We start from the raw sequence: 17,580 nt of genomic DNA on the forward strand, positions 1-17,580 counted from the left end.
AATGCACGCTCATACCGTCCGCAACATTCAAGTGACCGTCATGACTAACCGCGCAGCGCCGCATTTGCTCCCCGTTTTCGCCAGGTCCGACCTCGGTTTCGAGCGTGGCGAAGGCTGCTGGCTGATCGCGACCAATGGCGAGCGCTATCTCGATTTCACCTCCGGAGTGGCGGTGAATGCGCTCGGCCATGCCCATCCGGCGCTGGTCACGGCGTTGCAGGAACAGGCCACGAAGCTCTGGCACATGTCGAACCTGTTCCAGAGCCCGGACGGTGAGCGTCTCGCGGCCCGCCTCTGCAACGAGAGTTTTGCGGACTTCGTGTTCTTCTGCAATTCCGGCGCCGAAGCCCTGGAAGGTGTGATCAAGCTGGTCCGCCATCATCACTTCTCCAAGGGGCATCCGGAACGCTACCGCATCATCACCTTCGAAGGCGCGTTCCATGGCCGCACGCTGGCGACGCTGGCCGCGACGGGATCTGCAAAATATCTCGAAGGGTTCGGCCCGCCGATGGACGGTTTCGACCAGGTCCCGCATGGTGATCTCGACGCCGTCAAGAAGGCGATCGGTCCGCAGACCGCCGGCATCCTGATCGAGCCGATCCAGGGCGAGGGCGGCGTGCGCTCGGCGACGCCCGCGTTCCTGAGGGCGTTGCGCCAGCTCTGTGACGAGAAGGGCCTGCTGCTCGCGTTCGACGAGGTGCAGACCGGCATGGGCCGCACCGGCGATCTGTTCGCGCATCGCCGCACCGGCGTCACACCCGACGTGATGTCGCTGGCCAAGGCACTCGGCGGCGGCTTCCCGATCGGCGCGATACTGGCGACCGCGGATGCGGCGTCCGGCATGGGGCCCGGCTCGCACGGCTCGACCTTCGGCGGCAATCCGCTGGCGATCGCGGCGGCGAACGCCGTGCTCGACGTCATGCTCAAGCCCGGCTTCTTCGACCACGTGCAGAGGATGTCGCTGCTCTTGAAGCAGAAGCTCGCCTCCGTGATCGACCGCCACTCTGATGTCGTCAGCGAAGTGCGCGGCGAGGGCCTCCTGATCGGCATCAAGGCCGTGGTGCCTTCCGGCGATCTGGTCGCGGCCTTGCGCAACGAAAAACTGCTCACGGTCGGCGCCGGCGACAATGTCGTGCGCTTCCTGCCGCCCCTGATCGTCACCGAAGCCGAGATCGAGGACAGCGTCGGGCGGCTCGAGCGCGCTTGCACGGCGTTGTCCGGCAACAAGCGGGCGGCAAGCTGATGAGCAAGTCGCCCGACAAGACACCGAAGCACTTCCTCGATATCAACGAGCTGCCGCTGTCGGAGCTCAAGAGCATGCTCGCCGCGTCCTCCGCGATGAAGGCGAAGCAGAAGGCGCATCAGCCGGTCAGGCCGCTCGAAGGCAAGACGCTGGCGATGATCTTCGAGCGTCCGTCGACGCGGACGCGGGTGTCGTTCGATGTCGCCATGCGCCAGCTCGGCGGCGAGCCGATCATGCTCACCGGCGCCGAGATGCAGCTCGGCCGCGGCGAGACCATCGCCGACACCGCGCGCGTGCTGTCGCGCTATGTCGACGCCATCATGATCCGCATCCTCAATCACGATGCGCTGCTGGAGCTTGCGGAATATGCAACGGTGCCCGTCATCAACGGGCTGACGCGGCGCTCGCATCCCTGCCAGGTGATGGCCGACCTCATGACCTACGAGGAACATCGCGGCCCGATCGAAGGCAAGACGGTGGCCTGGACCGGCGACGACAACAACGTGCTGGCGTCCTGGGCCCATGCGGCCGAGCGCTTCAAGTTCCAGCTCAATGTCGCAACCCCGCCCGAACTCGCGCCGAAGAAGGCGATGCGCGACTTCATCAAGGCGACCGGCGCGTCGATCATGCTCGGCACCGATCCCGAGGCCGCCGTGCACGGCGCCGACTGCGTCGTCACCGACACCTGGGTGTCGATGGGCGACAAGGAAGGCGAGCACCGCCATAACGTGCTCAAGCCCTATCAGGTCAATGCCCAGCTGATGTCGCTGGCCAAGCCCGATGCGCTGTTCATGCACTGCCTGCCGGCCCATCGCGGCGAGGAGGTCACCGACGAGGTGATCGACGGTCCGCAATCCGTCGTGTTCGACGAGGCCGAAAACCGCCTGCACGCGCAGAAGGGCATTCTGGCCTGGTGTTTCGACGCGGTGAAGTAACGCGGGCCGCGGTTTCGATCGTCGTCCTGGCTTTCGCCGGGACGACACTGAATTTGCTGTATCGTGATCAAACCAGTGTCCAGATGGGCTGCTCCGAACCCCTTCCATTTCCGCCTTCCGACCCCAGATAATGCGCCATGGTTTCCCAATCCCCTGACATGAAAACCGGGCCCGAAGGCCCGGTTCGCGCGCCATCCGCGGTTCCCGTCGATGACGCCGTGCTGCCCTACGAGGTCGACGCGCTCGATGTGCGCGGTCGCCTGGTGCGGCTTGGTCCGGCGCTCGACGAGATCCTGACCAAGCACGATTATCCGGCGCCGGTCGGCAAGCTGCTCGGCGAAGCCATCGTGCTCACCACGCTGCTCGGCTCGGCGCTGAAGTTCGAAGGCCGCTTCATCCTCCAGGCCCAGACCGACGGTCCGGTGTCGTTCCTGGTCGTGGACTACCAGGCACCGGATCGCCTGCGCGCCTATGCGCGCTACGACGCCGCGCGCCTCGGCGAGGCAAAAGATTCCGGCGCGCTGCTGGGCCACGGTCATCTCGCCATGACCATCGACCAGGGCCCCGACATGAGCCGCTACCAGGGCCTGGTCGCGCTCGACGGCGGCAGCTTGGAAGACGCCGCTCACGAATATTTCCTGCGCTCCGAGCAGATCCCGACGCGCGTGCGTCTCGCCGTCGGCGAGGAGTGGCGTTCGAACGACGGCGGCAAGCATCGCTGGCGCGCCGGCGGCATGCTGATGCAGTTCCTGCCGAAGGCGCCTGAGCGCGCGCGGCAGGCCGATCTGCATCCCGGCGATGCGCCCGAAGGCGTCGAAGTGCATGCCGTCGCCGAAGACGACGCTTGGGTCGAGGCGCGCTCGCTGATCGAAACCGTCGAAGACGTCGAGCTGATCGATCCCGAGCTCTCCGGCGAGCGGCTGCTCTACCGTCTCTTCCACGAGCGCGGCGTGCGCGTGTTCAATCCACTGTCCTTGAAGGCGCAGTGCTCCTGCTCGCGCGATGCGGTCGCATCGATGCTGAAGAGTTTTTCGCCCGACGACCGTGCCGCGATGGTCAAGGACGACAAGGTCGTGGTGACCTGCGAGTTCTGTAGCTCGGTGTACGATTTCACGCCGGATGAAGCGGGCGTGGAAGACGCTTGAGGCAATGACGAGGTGGAGAGTTGTGCGCCACACTCCGCTCTCGTGCCCCGGACGCAGCGCAGCGTCCCTTCGACGGTGCGCTGCAGAGCCGGGGCCCATGTCGCCGCATTACGCCGTGTCGCCTTCTGGGTCCCGGCCCTGCGCCGCGACGCTAAAAAGCGTTGCAGCGCGTCCGGGACACGAGAGTGAGTGACGCCGTCGGAGGCGCCATCCGTCTCAGTTCAACACCCGCTTGTTATCAGGGCTGTCCAGCGAGAACGTCGGCACGTCGATCTCGAAGCGCTCGCCGCTGGCGCTGACCATCTGGTAGCGGCCGGTCATGAAGCCGGAGGCGGTCGTGAGCGGCACGCCGGAGGTGTATTCGAAGCGTTCGCCGGGGGCGAGCGTCGGCTGCTCGCCGACGACGCCCTCGCCCTTCACCTCCTGCTGTCGGCCGGTGGCGTCGGTGATGATCCAGTGCCGCGTCTTGAGCTGCACGGTCTCGTCGCCGGAATTGGTGATGACGATGGTGTAGGACCAGAAATAGCGGGAGCGGTCGGCCGACGACTGCTCCGGAACAAAGTTCGGCTCGACGGTCACTTCGATCTGGCGGGTCACGGCGCGGTACATGATTGCCATCATACCGAAATCCGCTCGGGAACCAAACGCCGGAGGCGGTTCTGGCGACATCGTCCCGCCAGAATTCGCAGGGAAGTACACCCGCATGTGATCCGGTCGCTTTGCGGGATGACGGCCGGACCGGTACACTCCTTGCCACGTCGCGATTTGCGGAAGGGTTTTTAGGCCCCCGATGACCATTGCCGACCAAGTGACGGGATCGACGATCGCGGGAACCGCCAAGCCTGTGCAGGCCAACCCTTTGGAGAGCAAGCCCTTGGAGGCGAAGCCTGCGAAGGCAAAGCGGCGCGTGGCCGCGCCGGCCATTTCGCTGCCCGCCATTGGCGAGCGCGAGCTCAGGCTCGACCTGTTCCGCGGCCTCGCGCTGTGGCTGATCTTCATCGACCACCTGCCGCCGAGCCTTCTGACCTGGTTCACGATCCGCAATTACGGCTTCAGCGACGCCACCGAGATCTTCATCTTCATCTCCGGCTATACCGCCGCCTTCGTCTACGGTCGGGCGATGCTGGAGTCCGGCGTCGTCGTCGCCACCGCGCGCATCCTGCGGCGCGTCTGGCAGATCTATGTCGCCCACGTCTTCCTGTTCACGATCTTCCTTGCCGAAATCTCCTACGTCGCGACCAGGTTCGAGAACCCGCTCTACACCGAAGAGATGGGCATCATGGATTTCCTCAAGCAGCCCGACGTCACGATCGTGCAGGCGCTGCTGCTGCGCTTCCGTCCCGTCAACATGGACGTGCTGCCGCTCTATATCGTGCTGATGCTGGCGCTGCCCCTGATCTTGTGGCTGATGAAATGGCGCCCCGACGTGACGCTCGGCCTCTCGGTCGCGCTCTACGCGGTGACCTGGGAATACGACCTCTATCTGTCGGCCTATCCGAACGGCTTCTGGGCGTTCAATCCCTTCGCCTGGCAATTGCTGTTCGTGTTCGGTGCATGGTGTGCGCTCGGGGGTGCGCGACGCATGTCGCACATTCTGGCTTCGCGGGTGACGATGTGGATCGCGATCGCCTATCTGGTCGCGGCATTCTACGTGACGCTGACCTGGTATGTGCCGCAGCTCTCCCACTTCATGCCGAAGCGGCTAGAGCAGTGGATGTATCCGATCGACAAGGCCGACCTCGACGTGCTGCGCTTCACGCATTTCCTGGCGCTGGCCGCGCTCACCGTGCGCGTCCTGCCGCGGGACTGGCCGGGCCTGAAATCGCCCTGGCTGCGGCCGCTGATCCTGTGCGGCTCGCATTCCCTGGAGATATTCTGCCTCGGCGTCTTCCTCGCCTTCGCCGGCCATTTCATCCTGGCCGAAGTCTCGGGCGGCCCGGTCATGCATGCGCTAATTAGTCTCTCCGGAATCCTGATCATGTGGGCCATGGCCTGGGTGATTTCGTGGTACAAGCGGGTGGCTGACAAGAGCGGTTCGAAAACCAAAAGCGCCGTCGGCAGCGCCGATATGGCGGGAGGGGGCTGATGAAGGCGAAGGTTTTCCTGAGCCTGATCCTGCTGTGCGGTGGTCTCGCCGCGCCTCCGGCGCGCGCGGGCGATGCTGCGCCTGCTGCTTCGGCCGCGCCTGCAGCCTGCGAATTGCCGTCCTATCTGCTCACCAGCGAAAGCCAGCTTCCCAAGGTCGCCGATGCCGTCAAGGCCGGCAAGCCGCTCGAAATCCTCGTCATCGGCAGCCGTTCGACCACGATTCCAGCCTCCGAGGACGCCTCTTATCCGGCGCGGATGCAGGTCATTCTGAAGGACAAGCTGCCGCCGTCCGAGCCCGTGCACGTCTCCGTAGAAATACAGAGCAAGAAGACGGCGGAGGAAGCGGCGGCCAGCTTCGTTAAGCTGATGGAAGCAAAAACGCCTACTTTGGTCATCTGGCAGACCGGGACTGTCGATGCTATCCGAGCCATCGATCCCGACGATTTTCGCGGCGCGGTGACCGAAGGGGTTGTTGCGTTGCAAAAGGCAGGGGCCGACGTCGTCTTGATGAATTTGCAGTACAGCCCGCGTACCGAAACCATGATCTCGGTGCCGCCATACCTCGACAATATGAGAGTGGTGGCGCAGGAGCACGATATTCCGCTGTTCGATCGTTTCGCGATCATGCGGCAGTGGAATGACCAGGGGCAGTTCGACCTGTTCAGCCCGTCGCGCGGGCCTGAGCTGGCGAAACAGGTCCATGATTGCCTTGGCCGGGCGTTGGCACAGTTCGTGATTGACGCAGCCCATCTGGAGCCGGCCCAGCAGCAGAATTGAGGTCTAGCGTTAATGAGTTCTTTCCGCCCTTTTTGCCTGACGACATGGCTGGCTGTGCCCGCAGCAGCAGTGCTGCTGTTGCTGATGCCGGCCTCGCAGTCGCGCGCGCAGGCGCAGGCCGCGCAGGCAACGCCCGCCCCGCAGCAGTCGGCTAATCCCGCTTCCGCTTCACCGTCCCAGACCACCGTCGCCGCGACGTCCCCCGACCAGCGCGGCATCACGGCGCGCGCCATCGACAAGGTGAAGCAGGTCGCGAAATCCGCCGGCGACATCTTCAGCCGTGTCCCCTGCCTGTCGCCGAAGGGCGGCTCGAAGACGATGGGCTCGCTGCCGCATGTCGCGGGCAAGCTCGCCGCCGGCCAGCCCGTCGTCATCGTCGCGTTCGGCTCGTCGTCGACCGCGGGATTCGGCGCGAGCTCGCCGGAGTTCAACTATCCCAATCGCCTTGCCGCGCAGCTGCGCCGGCACTATCCGACCGCCGACATCACCGTCGTCAATGCCGGCGTCGGCGGCGAGGATGCGCCCGAGATGATGAAGCGGCTCCAGAAAGAGGTGATCGACGTGCATCCGGATCTGGTGATCTGGCAGGTCGGCACCAATGCCGTGCTGCGCAATCTCGATCCCGGCGACACCGCGAAGATGGTCGAGGAGGGCATCAGCCGCATCCAGGCCGCCGGCGATGCCGACGTCGTGCTGGTCGATCCGCAATATTCGCCCGCCGTCAACCAGCGCGCGGATAGCGCCGGCAAGATGGTGAAGCTGCTCGGCAAGGTCGCCGAGCTCCGTCACGTCGGCATCTTCCCGCGCTTCGAGGTGATGCGCGACTGGCACGAGAAGCAATCGATTCCGGTCGAGAGCTTTGTCATCGCCGACGGCCTGCACATGAACGATTGGGGCTATGCCTGCTTCGCCCAGCTCCTCGGCGACGACATCATCCGCTCCGTCGGCCAGATCAAGCTCGGCGTCAACGTGCCCGGAGATGTACGCGCGTATCGGCCGATGTAGGTGACCTTTTTCTGGCGTCGTCCCGGCGAAGGCCGCGACCCATACCGCGTGATCTATCGATGTTGGGCGGTGTTCGTACCGCGGCGTGATCGCTCCACTGCGAGCCTTCGCCAAACTTCGGCCTGTGGTTATGGGTCCCGGCCTTCGCCGGGACGACAATAACCTCACGCCTTCTCCAGCGCCGCGGTCAGATCCTCGATCAGGTCATCCGGATGCTCGAGCCCCGCCGAGAAGCGGATGAAGCCCTCGCTGATGCCGAGCGCGGCGCGGTCCTCCGGCTTGAGGCGCTGATGCGTCGTCGTGGCCGGATGCGTGACGAGGCTCTTGGCGTCGCCGAGATTGTTCGAGATCTTCGCCAGCTTGAGCTCGTTGAGCACGCGGAACGCACCCTGCTTGCCGCCCTTGACCTCGAAGCCGACCAGCGTCGAGCCGCCGCGCATCTGCTTCTTCACCAGCGCGGCCTGCGGATGGTCGGCGCGGCCGGGAAACACCAGCCGCGAAATCTTCGGATGGCTCGCCAGCACGTCCGCGATGCGCGCCGCCGTGTCGGTCTGCGCGCGCACGCGCACGCCCAGCGTCTCCAGGCCCTTGAGCAGCACCCAGGCGTTGAACGGCGAGATCGACGGGCCGGTCTGGCGCATGAAATTGTGGATGTGCTCGGCGATGAACGCTTCCGAGGACAGGATGATGCCGCCGAGACAGCGGCCCTGGCCGTCGATGTGCTTGGTCGCGGAATAGACCACGACGTCGGCGCCGAGCGCGAGCGGGCTCTGCCAGATCGGCGTCGCGAACACGTTGTCGACGACCAGCCGCGCGCCGCCCTTGTGCGCGATCTCGGCGATCCCGGGAATGTCGAGCACGTCGAGCGTCGGATTGGTCGGGCTCTCCAGGAAGAACGTCTTGGTGTTCGGCTTCAGCGCGCGTTGCCATTGGTCGAGATCGAGGCCGTCGACCAGCGTCGTCTCGATGCCGTAGCGCGGCAACAGGTCCTGGATGACGTAGAGGCACGAGCCGAACAGCGCGCGCGAGGACACGACGTGATCGCCGGTCTTGAGCGGCGCCAGGATCGCGGTCGTCACCGCGGCCATGCCGGTCGCGGCCGAGCGGGCGGCTTCGGCGCCTTCGAGCTCGATCATGCGGCGCTCGAACATCTGGATGGTCGGGTTGGAGTAGCGCGAATAGATGAAGCCGGGGTCCTCGCCCTTGAACCGCGCCTCGCACTCCTCGGCGCTGTTGTAGACGTAGCCCTGGGTCAGGAACAGCGCCTCCGACGTCTCGCCATATTGCGAGCGCAGCGTGCCGGAATGGACCATGCGGGTTTCGGGACGGTAGTGCGCGGTGGGCGCCGGGGACTTCGACATAGGACCTCCTGAAGTGACCATCGAAAATGGTCACAAAAAAACCGGCCTGGAATATCTCCACGGGCCGGGATCACAGAGGTCCCCGGCCTGTTTAGCGACTTATTTAACGTGGCTGCAAGCCGGCCGGCTCAAATCACCACGGGATAAGTCATGCTCATATTCCGCAATGCCCTTTCCGTCAAGACGTCCATCGGATAGCCGTAAAACGCTCATATTTCCCGCATGTCGGGATGTGTTTGATCCCTGATGAGGACCCCGGGTTGACGTTCACGGTCGCCGCCGACGCCAATGGTATCCTGCCCGACCGCATGATCGCGGCGATGGCGGAGGGCGGTCTCATCCTGCCCGCTTACGACTTCGTCGAGAGCCAGATCCAGCCGGCGAGCCTCGATTTGCGCCTCAGCGACATCGCCTATCGCGTCCGCGCCAGCTTCCTGCCCGGTCCCGGCGCGACAGTCGCCGAGCGCATCGACGAGTTGAAGCTGCACGAGTTCAGCCTCGCCGACGGCGCGGTGCTGGAGACCAACTGCGTCTACATCGTGCCGCTGCTCGAAAGCCTCGCGCTGCCGCCGGAGATCGTCGCGGCCGCCAACCCGAAAAGCTCGACCGGCCGGCTCGACGTTTTCACCCGCGTGATCGCCGACGGCACCCGCCGCTTCGACATGATCGGCGCCGGCTATCACGGTCCGCTCTATGCCGAGATCAGCCCGAAGACGTTCCCGGTGCTGGTCAGTGAGGGCTCGCGCCTGAGCCAGGTGCGCTTCCGCACCGGCGATGCCATCCTCAACATCGACGACCTCGAGGCGCTGCATGCGACCGAGCGTCTGGTCGACGTCGACGATGCCGATCTCACCGGCGGCGTCGCGGTATCTGTTGATCTCTCCGGCGAGAGGAGCGGCGGCTTCGTCGGCTACCGCGCCAAGCGCCACACCGGCGTCATCGACGTCGATCGCCGCGCCGGCTATTCCGTCGAGGACTTCTGGGAGCCGATCTCGGCCCGTCCCGATGGCAGCCTGATCCTCGATCCCGGCGAGTTCTATATCCTGGCGTCGAAAGAGGCGGTGCAGGTGCCGCCCGACTACGCCGCGGAGATGGTGCCGTTCGATCCGCTGGTCGGCGAGTTCCGCGTGCATTATGCCGGATTCTTCGATCCCGGCTTCGGCTATGCCGGCGCCGGCGGGCTGGGGTCGCGCGCCGTGCTCGAAGTGCGCTCGCGCGAAGTGCCTTTCATCCTCGAGCACGGCCAGATCGTCGGCCGCCTCGTCTACGAGAAGATGTTGGCCCGCCCCGACGCCATGTACGGCCAGCGCATCGGCTCCAACTACCAGGCGCAGGGGCTGAAGCTGTCGAAGCATTTTCGGGTGTAGCGATAGCCCCACCCTCCGCTGTCATGCCCCGGCTTGACCGGGGCATCCAGTACGCCGCAGCCTATCAGTTCGATAACATCCGCCTCTGGAATACTGGATCGCCCGATCAAGTCGGGCGATGACACCGAATCTGTCAGGATCAGAAGTGAAATCCGGGCTACTCCGAGGTGCCGAGATGACCGATCAACCCGAGCTCGATGCAAAAATCCTCGACGACGTCGCGGATGCGCTGATCTATTCGGATCGCTCCGGCACGATCATGCGCTGGAATCGCGCATCGTCCGCACTGTTCGGCTTCTCCGCGGACGAAGCGCTGGGCCAGAATCTCGACCTGATCATTCCCGAACATCTGCGCGCCGCGCACTGGAAGGGTTTTGAGGCCGCGCTTGCCAGCGGCGCGACGAAGCTTGCGGGCAAGCCGACACTGACCCGCGCGCTGCACAAGGGCGGACGCAAGCTCTACATCGAGATGACCTTCGCGCTGGTGCGGGACGCCGGCGGCGCGGTGCAGGGATCGGTGGCCATGGCGCGCGACGTGACCGAGCGCGTCGAGCGCGAGCGCGCCGCCAAGCCCGCGCAAAATTAAGCCCGCGCAAAATTCGTGATGCGGAATTGGCGAGCCGGCGTGCAGGGCGCCCTGCGTGCGGCTCAGCTTGTCTGGCACCGGGTGCAGTGACACACTCGATCAAAACAACGATCGGGAGCGAATATGGCCGCCGCATCAGACCCCGCACAGGAAGCTCAATGGAAACGCTGGCGCGCGGTTGCCGATCTCTATCACGCCTACTTCACCGGCCTGATCCTCACCGTGGTCACGCGTCGCGGCACGGCGGATGCTGCGGAGTTCGTCTTTCGCGTGTTCCGTCGCCAGCAGCAGGAGCGTTTCCTGCCGGGACTGGAAAAGCTCGGGCTCAGCCATCTGCCGCCCGCCGTGGCGGCCGCGCAATATCACTACCTCTCGAACTGGATCGGCGGCGTGCACGTCGAATACATGCATGAGAGCGACCGCAAAGCCTGGATCCGCTATCCGCCGCCGCGCTGGATCTGGAAGGGCACTGCGATCTGCGGCGTGCCCGGCGAGGTCTCCCGCGCGATGCTGCGCGGCTGGCACGCCAACAACGGTGTGGCGCTCGGCGATACCAGATTAGGGTTCGTCTGCACCAAGCAGAGCGTCGACGGCCAGGACGGGCTCGAAGGCTACTATCACCAATATGACCAACCGCTCGAGCTCGACCAGCGCCTGGTGTTCGCGCGGCATCTCGAAGCGCCGCTGTTCGATGCAGCCGCGGCTCCGGCGTTGCCGGTCGCAAGCTGGCCAAAGCCGCGACTGGAAAAAGCCTATCGCAACTACGCGATGGAATATGTCCGCACCGCCGCGCCCGTGATGGTGCAGCTGTTCGGTCCGGAGGATGCCGGCTATCTCCTGCACCTCACGGGCAAGCTGATCGGGATGCAATATTTCGATGAGGTCGCTGCGGCGCTATCGATGGGCCGCGGCGGTGCGAGCGAATTCGCGACGTTCCTCAACGCGCTGTTTGTCGCGCAGGACGATGCGGCTGAGACGACGCAATCCGAAGGCACGTTCGAAATCCGTCAGCAGAGCTGGAAGCTGATGGACGACGTCGCCGATTGCCACCCCGCTTGCGCCAAGGTGCTGGCGGGGCTGTTCGAAGGGCTCGCGGCCGGATGCGGGCGGCACATCGGCGTGCACCTGTACCCGACACCGGGCGGCCGTTCGCCGTTGCTCTGGCGCATCGGGTAATTTCTCCACGAAATGCGCTGCCGCAGGGCACGCCTGCATCCGGCGCAGGAGGAATCGCTGCGTGTCGTGCTAACAATCCTCTCGTTGCGCCCTGCGCGCGAACCAATTCATTGGCACACCTACGCATTGCTGCGCCGCAAATGGCGCTTTCGCCCGGAGAGGACATGTCAGACATCGCCGAAATCCCGGTCGATGAACAAGAGCGTCCGCTGCCGCCGCCTCCACGCCCCGTGAGGAGCGCGCTGATGGACGGGCCGGTCCTGCGTACGCTGCTCGGGCTGGCCTGGCCGAACGTGATCGCGCTGTCGGCCGGCACCTGCACGGTGATCGCGGAGACCTCCTATATCGGCCGGCTCGGCGTCGAGGCGCTGGCCGCGATGGCGCTGGTGTTTCCGACAGTGATCCTGACCATGACCATGTCGGGCGGTGCGATGGGCGGCGCGGTGGCCTCCGCCATCGCACGCGCGCTCGGCGCCGGTGATCGCGAGCGTGCCGGGACGCTCGCCGCGCATGCGCTGCTGATCGGCATCAGCTTCGGTCTCGTCTTCATGCTGGGCATGCTGATCTTCGGGCCGCGCGTTCTGGAAATGCTCGGCGGCCGTGGCGACGTGCTGACGCATGCGATCGCCTACACCCAGGTGTTTTTCGGCGGTGCGGTGCTGCCCTGGCTGCTCAACACCATGGCCGGCGTCCTGCGCGGCACCGGCAATATGAAGCTGCCGTCGTTCCTGATTCTCAATTCGGCCGCCTGGCAGATCGTGCTCGGCGGCACGCTGGGGCTCGGACTCGGACCGGTGCCGCAGTTCGGCATGCGCGGCGTCGCCGCCGGCGCGCTGATCGCCTATTGCATGAACATCTGCATCATGGGCTGGTACCTGTTCTCCGGCCGCGCCCGCGTTACGCCGAAGCTGCGCGGCCTGCGCATCCAATGGGCGATGTTTTTCGACATCCTCAAGGTGGGCGCCATCGCCTGCTTCTCGCCGCTGCAATCGGTGCTGACGATCTCGATCTTCACCCACATGCTTGCGAAATTCGGCACCGCGATCCTGGCCGGCTACGGCATCGGTGCGCGGCTGGAATTCCTGCTCACCTCGATCGCGTTCTCGTTCGGCATCGCCTCGGTGCCGATGATCGGCATGGCGGTCGGCGCCGGCCGCATTGCGCGCGCCCGGCGCATCGCCTGGATCGCAGGCGCGAGCGCCTTCGTCGCCGTCGGCGCACCGGCGTGCCTCGTCGCGGCCTTCCCCGACCTCTGGGTCAACATTTTCACGGACAGTGCGACCGTGCGCGCCACCAGCCATCAATATTTGTCGACGGTGGCGCCGTTCTACGCCTTCATCGGCCTCGCCTCGACGATGTATTTCTCGTCGCAGGGCGCTGCGAAGGTGATCGGCCCGGTGCTGGCGCAGACCGCACGGCTGATCTACATCGCGGCGGTCGGCTGGTGGCTGTCGACGCACGATGCCACCGCGCAAAACTTCTTCTGGCTGGCGGCGAGCTCGATGGTCGTGCTCGGCCTGCTCTCGTGTTCCAGCGTGGTGCTGACACGCTGGGGACCGCGCGAGAGCAAGGCTGCGATCAGGCCGGCTCTCTCGACCGCGGCGGACTAGCGATGTCTGTGGCGACGATGGCCACCGCCGCCGACATTGGCGAGCCGCATCAGTTGCGGGATCATCGCCATCATGTCGCCGCCGCCGGCGCCACCGAGCATGCCCATGATATCGCCGCCGCCCATGCCGCCGATTCCGGTCGGCATGTAGCCGCCGCCGGCCATCGGCGCGTAGCCGCCGTAATTGGGCGCGCCGAAACCGCCGCCGAGATTGCCGCCGCCCATCATGCCGCCAATTCCGCCGCCGCCATTCTCCATCATGCGGCTCATCATCGGGCCCATGGTCTGCATCATCATGGCGAAGCGGCGCTTGCCCATCCTGGCCTTCATCATCTCCAGCATCGGAGCCATCTGGGTCATCATGTCCTCACCGCCGGCACCTCCGCCGCCGAGGAACTGCGCCTTTGCCGGCGCGCTCGAAATCGAAAACATCAGCAGCACGGCGGCCGCCTGGCAGATCACCTTGTCCGCACCTCTCATGGCCTGCTCCTCGCGTGCGTGGCGCCGCCGGGAGAGCGGAGCCAATCGGACGCACGCCGCCATGGTTACGGCGGACGAGGGCTGGGCTCTGTGAGAAAGATCACGCAGCTGCGGCTGGGAACGCTCGGTGTATGGCGGCGACGGCGTCCTTGGTCTGTCCCTGCACATAGGGCGCGAGCTCATTCGGCAGCATGTCGATGATCCAGACGAGGCGACACTTCGCCTCGCCCTCCGCGATCACCTGCACCGAGGCGCTGTAATGCTTCAGACGCTCGTTGTTGATCGCGTAGACCAGCCGCTGCCGCGAATCGTCGCAATCGACCAGCACCTCGCGCGCCACGGAGCCATTGGCGAAGGTGACGATGCGCGCATCGCCGTCGAGCTGACATGCCGTGACGAAGCCCGGCGCCAGCCGCTGATGCAGCGCGCCGAAATCGCGCACCGCGTCCCAGACGTCGTGCGCCGCGGAGGGGAGGGGAATGTCGTTGTGGATGGAGGCCATGGTTGAATCCTGGTTGAGTCATTTGATGTAGAGAGGCGAGCGATAGCGCCGTCATCTCAGCTGTCATCGCCCGACTTGATCGGGCGATCCAGTATTCCAGAGGCCGCTGTGATTGAATCGAGAAGCTGCGGCGTACTGGATGCCCCGGTCAAGCCGGGGCATGACAATTTGTGTGGTGAGGCCTGCCGCACTCAGGTGCAAACCGCCTCGACATTGTTGCCATCGGGATCGATCAAAAACGCCGCGTAGTAAGTCGGGCTGTAATCCTTGCGCGGGCCGGCGCCGCCATTGTCGCGGCCGCCGCTCTTCAGGCCCTCGCCGTGGAACGCCTTGACCGCGTCATGATCGCGTGCGCGAAACGCGATATGCGCGCCATCGGCCTTCCGTCCCTTGTTGAGGTGCAGCCACAGCGCCGGCTCGCCCTTCGGCCCGAAGCCGGCATAACCGTCGCCGCTCGAGCACAGGACATAACCGAGCGGCGCCAGCACCGCGGTGTAGAAGCGCGTGGCGGCGTCGAGGTCGGCAACGCGCAATCCGATATGGTCGTACATGGTCGTCTCCATTTCCAAAGCGCGCCGCAATCGGCGCGCGCCGGAGACGAACCTAGTCAGTTGAGGGCTGGCTGCTCTTGGAGAATCTTGCGCTCGCCGCGCGAGGCCTGACGGAACTTGGTCGGCGAGACGCCGGCGGCACGGTGGAAGGTGCGGACGAAATTGGAGAGATCGCCGAAGCCGACGTCATACGCGATGTCGGTGACCGCGATATCGTCGTCGGTGAGCAGCCGCGCCGCATGCCGCAGCCGCGAGCGCACCAGATATTGATGCGGGGTGACGCCGAGCACGGCGGAGAACAGCCGCAGGAAATGGAAGGGGCTGAGGCCCGCCTGCCGCGCGGCCTGCTCGAGATCGACCTCGGCATGCGAATTGGCGTCGATCCACAGGGCGGCCTCCACGGCGCGGCGGCGGTCGCGCGCGGACGGCGTGGTCGGCTTGCGCGGCTTGCCCGAGACGACATCGACGAAGCGGCCGGCGAGGATCTGGCCGACCTCGTCGAGACCGAGGTCGCTGTTGCCACCTGCCGCCGTCTGGGCGAGCTCGCCCAGCACCATCAGCTCGGGCAGCGGCGGCGTCGCGCCGACCTGCCAGGTGTCGCGCCGGCCGCCGAGGGTGTCGACCAGGTCCTCGCTGAGGAAAAAGGACAGGCAGACGTCGCCAGAGACATGCTCATGCGTGCAGGTGTATTCCTCGCCTGGCGCGCCGACCAGCATCGAGCCCGCCACCAGCTCGAAGAAGCCGGCGCGGCATTGGCAGCCGAAGCTGCCCGCGCGGACATAGGCAATGGAATGGCCGGTGCGGCACTCCGCAAACGGGCTGTCGCCCGGTCCCGCGTCGCAGCGAAACTCGGAGACGGTCATCGAGGGGGTCGTCAGCAGCGTCGTTGCATCCATCCCACCTATCTAGGTGGAGGGCCTCGGCGGGGCAACGGGCAGCAGCACGTCGAACAGCGTCTTGCTGGCGACCGGATGGGCGCCCTCCAGCGACAGCAGCCGCCGCTTGGAGATGACCCCGCCATAGGGCGAGAGCCGGTCGGTGTAATTGCCGGCCTCCAGCACCCGGTGGCAGGGCACGATCAGCATGTAGGGATTTTTGGAGATCGCCTGCGCCACCGAATGCGCGGCGCCGGAGGCGCCCAGCGCCTTGGCAATCTCGTGATAAGTGCGGGTCTCCCCGCGCGGGATGGTGCAGGCGTACTCGTAGACCCGGCGGTTGAAGCCGGGCACCCCGCTCGCGTCCAGGCTGACCTCGAAGAAGTCGGGATCGCTGCCCTGCAGCAAACCCACAATGCCCTCGATCGCGAGCTCGGCGTTCGCTGAAGGCCGTTGCTCGCGCGCCTCGGGATGGATCTGGAAAATCCGGCGGCGGGTGTCGATCTCCCGCGCCTCCGGCAATTGCACGGCGACCACGCCGGTGCTGCTCCAGATGATGCCGCAGCGGCCTATGGTCGTGTCGAATATCGCGTAGCCACGCCCCACCATACACACGCCCCCACGCAATGTACGCTTTCCCCAGACCAGCGACCATAACACCGCCACAATCCGGCGCACCTGGAATCTTGACGAGACGTTAACAAGCGTCAGGCCGGCTGCGCCAAAGCGCTTGGCGAGATGCGCCGTCTCGGCTAATCAGGAGCGCGCAGGCAGCGCATCCGCGGGCGTAGTTCAATGGTAGAACGGCAGCTTCCCAAGCTGCATACGAGGGTTCGATTCCCTTCGCCCGCTCCAATTCAAATTATCCTTGCGAGAGAAGGGTTTCTGGCATTTTAGACGGCGATTTTTTCGTCTTTTCTCGAGATTCCATACAACGACGGTACAAATTGTACGTCCCGAACTGGAGCGGCACTCGCCGGTCGGATTGTTCGACCGCTACCCGAGCCTCGCGTCTCGTCGATAGGAACGCGTCTCAAGCCGCATCGGCTCCTCCCGCTTTTGGGAAGGGCGCATTCGAGATTTCGTTGCTCCATGCTTGCTCCTAAGCACGGCACGCCGCCACAAGGCTTCATCAATGGCGCGATCCTAAATCTTCGTCGTCGCACCAATGCCTCTGCCGGCCAGCCGTACGGGTCGAGATACGGGATGTCGATCGTGCCACCCTTGGATCCGCGTCGTTCTCGCAGCCGTGGCGTCTTACTTGAAGTGGCGTCTTACTTGAAGCGCGACCGGCCCGGGTTCGTACAGCGAGGTCGACGACCCCGGGTGCGAGGGGCTTCCACCGGCGGTTCACGCGGCTACGGAGCTCTCTCAGGAGGCCATCCTCGGTACGCTCGCAAAACGGAGTGACCGTTGACGGATGTTGTCGATCGCTGATTAGCTAGTACCGAGTCGATCGTCCGATTTGACTGCGAAATGCAGTTTTCGCTCGATCAGATATTTTCAAGTTTTAAGTTGAGAACGTTCGTGCGGCCAACTGCGGCAAGTCATCTCGCCCAATTTATCCCCTCGGCGACCTCTTGGCTGGACAAGCGCGGCGCCGCGCTCTACTCGACGCGCCGCAGCGTGCGCTCCCTCAAGCCCTCTCTCCTCGCTTGCATAGAGCTCTCCTTCGCGGTCGGTCTCTACTGGTGGATCGCGATCCATTTCGATACGCAAAAGCACTTGTGGGTCAGCATTTGCATCGCGCCCCTCCTCCTGCTCCGATCACAGGAATCGGTGGCATTGGGTGTGAGACTGTTTCGGCGTTATACGGAACTATACAATCCACACCTGCGGGAAGAGAGGGCGAACAGGGCGAACTGAACGTCATGGATCAG

The 17,580-nt window shown here is 65.0% G+C and carries 18 protein-coding genes, 1 tRNA gene and 1 riboswitch; of the genes, 12 read left to right on the forward strand and 7 right to left on the reverse strand.

Features of this window, described 5'->3' with window-relative positions; genetic code table 11:
• Positions 1-40 precede the first annotated feature (40 nt).
• The 3 genes from JQ591_RS07675 to JQ591_RS07685 all read left to right on the forward strand — a co-directional run bounded on the left by JQ591_RS07675 (position 41) and on the right by JQ591_RS07685 (position 3,323).
• Positions 41-1,243, forward strand: coding sequence for an aspartate aminotransferase family protein (locus JQ591_RS07675; RefSeq protein WP_211395399.1), 1,203 nt, complete (start codon positions 41-43; stop codon positions 1,241-1,243).
• Positions 1,243-2,178, forward strand: a complete 936-nt coding sequence (gene argF / locus JQ591_RS07680) for an ornithine carbamoyltransferase (RefSeq protein WP_211395400.1) — start codon at positions 1,243-1,245, stop codon at positions 2,176-2,178. The genes JQ591_RS07675 and argF overlap by 1 nt, the downstream gene beginning before the upstream one ends.
• Before the next feature lie 137 nt (positions 2,179-2,315).
• Positions 2,316-3,323, forward strand: coding sequence for an Hsp33 family molecular chaperone (locus tag JQ591_RS07685; protein ID WP_211395401.1), 1,008 nt, complete (start codon positions 2,316-2,318; stop codon positions 3,321-3,323).
• A gap of 216 nt (positions 3,324-3,539) precedes the next feature.
• On the opposite strand, the gene apaG is transcribed toward JQ591_RS07685, so the two are convergent.
• Positions 3,540-3,944, reverse strand: a complete 405-nt coding sequence (gene apaG, locus JQ591_RS07690; protein WP_211395402.1) for a Co2+/Mg2+ efflux protein ApaG — start codon at positions 3,942-3,944, stop codon at positions 3,540-3,542.
• Positions 3,945-4,113: 169 nt separating this feature from the next.
• On the opposite strand from apaG, the gene JQ591_RS07695 reads away from it, so the two are divergent.
• From JQ591_RS07695 to JQ591_RS07705, 3 genes are read left to right on the forward strand one after another with little or no spacing between them, the layout of a single operon-like run.
• A complete protein-coding gene (locus JQ591_RS07695) occupies positions 4,114-5,409 on the forward strand; it encodes an OpgC domain-containing protein (RefSeq protein ID WP_211395403.1) in 1,296 nt (431 codons plus the stop codon).
• On the forward strand, positions 5,409-6,188 hold the full coding sequence (locus tag JQ591_RS07700) for an SGNH/GDSL hydrolase family protein (RefSeq protein ID WP_211395404.1): 780 nt from the start codon (positions 5,409-5,411) through the stop codon (positions 6,186-6,188). The genes JQ591_RS07695 and JQ591_RS07700 overlap by 1 nt, the downstream gene beginning before the upstream one ends.
• 12 nt (positions 6,189-6,200) lie before the next feature.
• Positions 6,201-7,193, forward strand: a complete 993-nt coding sequence (locus tag JQ591_RS07705; RefSeq protein ID WP_211395405.1) for an SGNH/GDSL hydrolase family protein — start codon at positions 6,201-6,203, stop codon at positions 7,191-7,193.
• Between the two features lie 164 nt (positions 7,194-7,357).
• On the opposite strand, the gene JQ591_RS07710 is transcribed toward JQ591_RS07705, so the two are convergent.
• The gene (locus JQ591_RS07710; RefSeq protein WP_211395406.1) at positions 7,358-8,554 is read right to left on the reverse strand and encodes an O-succinylhomoserine sulfhydrylase; all 1,197 of its coding nucleotides are present in this window, start codon (positions 8,552-8,554) and stop codon (positions 7,358-7,360) included.
• A gap of 70 nt (positions 8,555-8,624) precedes the next feature.
• Positions 8,625-8,704, reverse strand: a riboswitch (SAM riboswitch).
• Between the two features lie 80 nt (positions 8,705-8,784).
• Here JQ591_RS07710 and JQ591_RS07715 point away from each other — a divergent pair.
• The 4 genes from JQ591_RS07715 to JQ591_RS07730 all read left to right on the forward strand — a co-directional run bounded on the left by JQ591_RS07715 (position 8,785) and on the right by JQ591_RS07730 (position 13,293).
• Positions 8,785-9,921, forward strand: a complete 1,137-nt coding sequence (locus tag JQ591_RS07715) for a 2'-deoxycytidine 5'-triphosphate deaminase (RefSeq protein ID WP_433995198.1) — start codon at positions 8,785-8,787, stop codon at positions 9,919-9,921.
• A 175-nt stretch (positions 9,922-10,096) separates the two neighbouring features.
• On the forward strand, positions 10,097-10,507 hold the full coding sequence (locus tag JQ591_RS07720) for a PAS domain S-box protein (protein WP_211395408.1): 411 nt from the start codon (positions 10,097-10,099) through the stop codon (positions 10,505-10,507).
• A 123-nt stretch (positions 10,508-10,630) separates the two neighbouring features.
• Positions 10,631-11,683 carry a hypothetical protein gene (locus tag JQ591_RS07725; RefSeq protein ID WP_211395409.1) on the forward strand — a complete coding sequence of 351 codons (1,053 nt, stop codon included), beginning with the start codon at positions 10,631-10,633 and terminating at the stop codon, positions 11,681-11,683.
• Positions 11,684-11,847: 164 nt separating this feature from the next.
• Positions 11,848-13,293, forward strand: coding sequence for an MATE family efflux transporter (locus JQ591_RS07730; protein WP_211395410.1), 1,446 nt, complete (start codon positions 11,848-11,850; stop codon positions 13,291-13,293).
• On the opposite strand, the gene JQ591_RS07735 is transcribed toward JQ591_RS07730, so the two are convergent.
• From JQ591_RS07735 to JQ591_RS07755, 5 genes are all read right to left on the reverse strand, one after another.
• Positions 13,290-13,772, reverse strand: a complete 483-nt coding sequence (locus JQ591_RS07735) for a hypothetical protein (protein WP_211395411.1) — start codon at positions 13,770-13,772, stop codon at positions 13,290-13,292. The genes JQ591_RS07730 and JQ591_RS07735 overlap by 4 nt on opposite strands.
• 100 nt (positions 13,773-13,872) lie before the next feature.
• Positions 13,873-14,274, reverse strand: coding sequence for an SRPBCC family protein (locus JQ591_RS07740; protein WP_211395412.1), 402 nt, complete (start codon positions 14,272-14,274; stop codon positions 13,873-13,875).
• A gap of 191 nt (positions 14,275-14,465) precedes the next feature.
• Complete coding sequence (locus JQ591_RS07745) at positions 14,466-14,825, reverse strand: VOC family protein (protein WP_211395413.1); 360 nt, start codon at positions 14,823-14,825, stop codon at positions 14,466-14,468.
• Between the two features lie 56 nt (positions 14,826-14,881).
• Positions 14,882-15,721 (reverse strand): helix-turn-helix transcriptional regulator, encoded by an 840-nt coding sequence (locus tag JQ591_RS07750; RefSeq protein WP_211395414.1) that lies wholly within the window; start codon positions 15,719-15,721, stop codon positions 14,882-14,884.
• A gap of 9 nt (positions 15,722-15,730) precedes the next feature.
• Positions 15,731-16,309, reverse strand: coding sequence for a methylated-DNA--[protein]-cysteine S-methyltransferase (locus tag JQ591_RS07755; protein WP_211395415.1), 579 nt, complete (start codon positions 16,307-16,309; stop codon positions 15,731-15,733).
• Positions 16,310-16,481: 172 nt separating this feature from the next.
• Here JQ591_RS07755 and JQ591_RS07760 point away from each other — a divergent pair.
• Positions 16,482-16,555 (forward strand) — tRNA-Gly (locus tag JQ591_RS07760).
• A 621-nt stretch (positions 16,556-17,176) separates the two neighbouring features.
• The gene (locus JQ591_RS07765) at positions 17,177-17,566 is read left to right on the forward strand and encodes a hypothetical protein (protein ID WP_211395416.1); all 390 of its coding nucleotides are present in this window, start codon (positions 17,177-17,179) and stop codon (positions 17,564-17,566) included.
• The last annotated feature ends 14 nt before the right edge of the window (positions 17,567-17,580 follow it).

The organism is Bradyrhizobium canariense, assembly GCF_018130465.1.
In the GTDB taxonomy this organism is placed as follows: Bacteria; Pseudomonadota; Alphaproteobacteria; order Rhizobiales; family Xanthobacteraceae; genus Bradyrhizobium; species Bradyrhizobium canariense_C.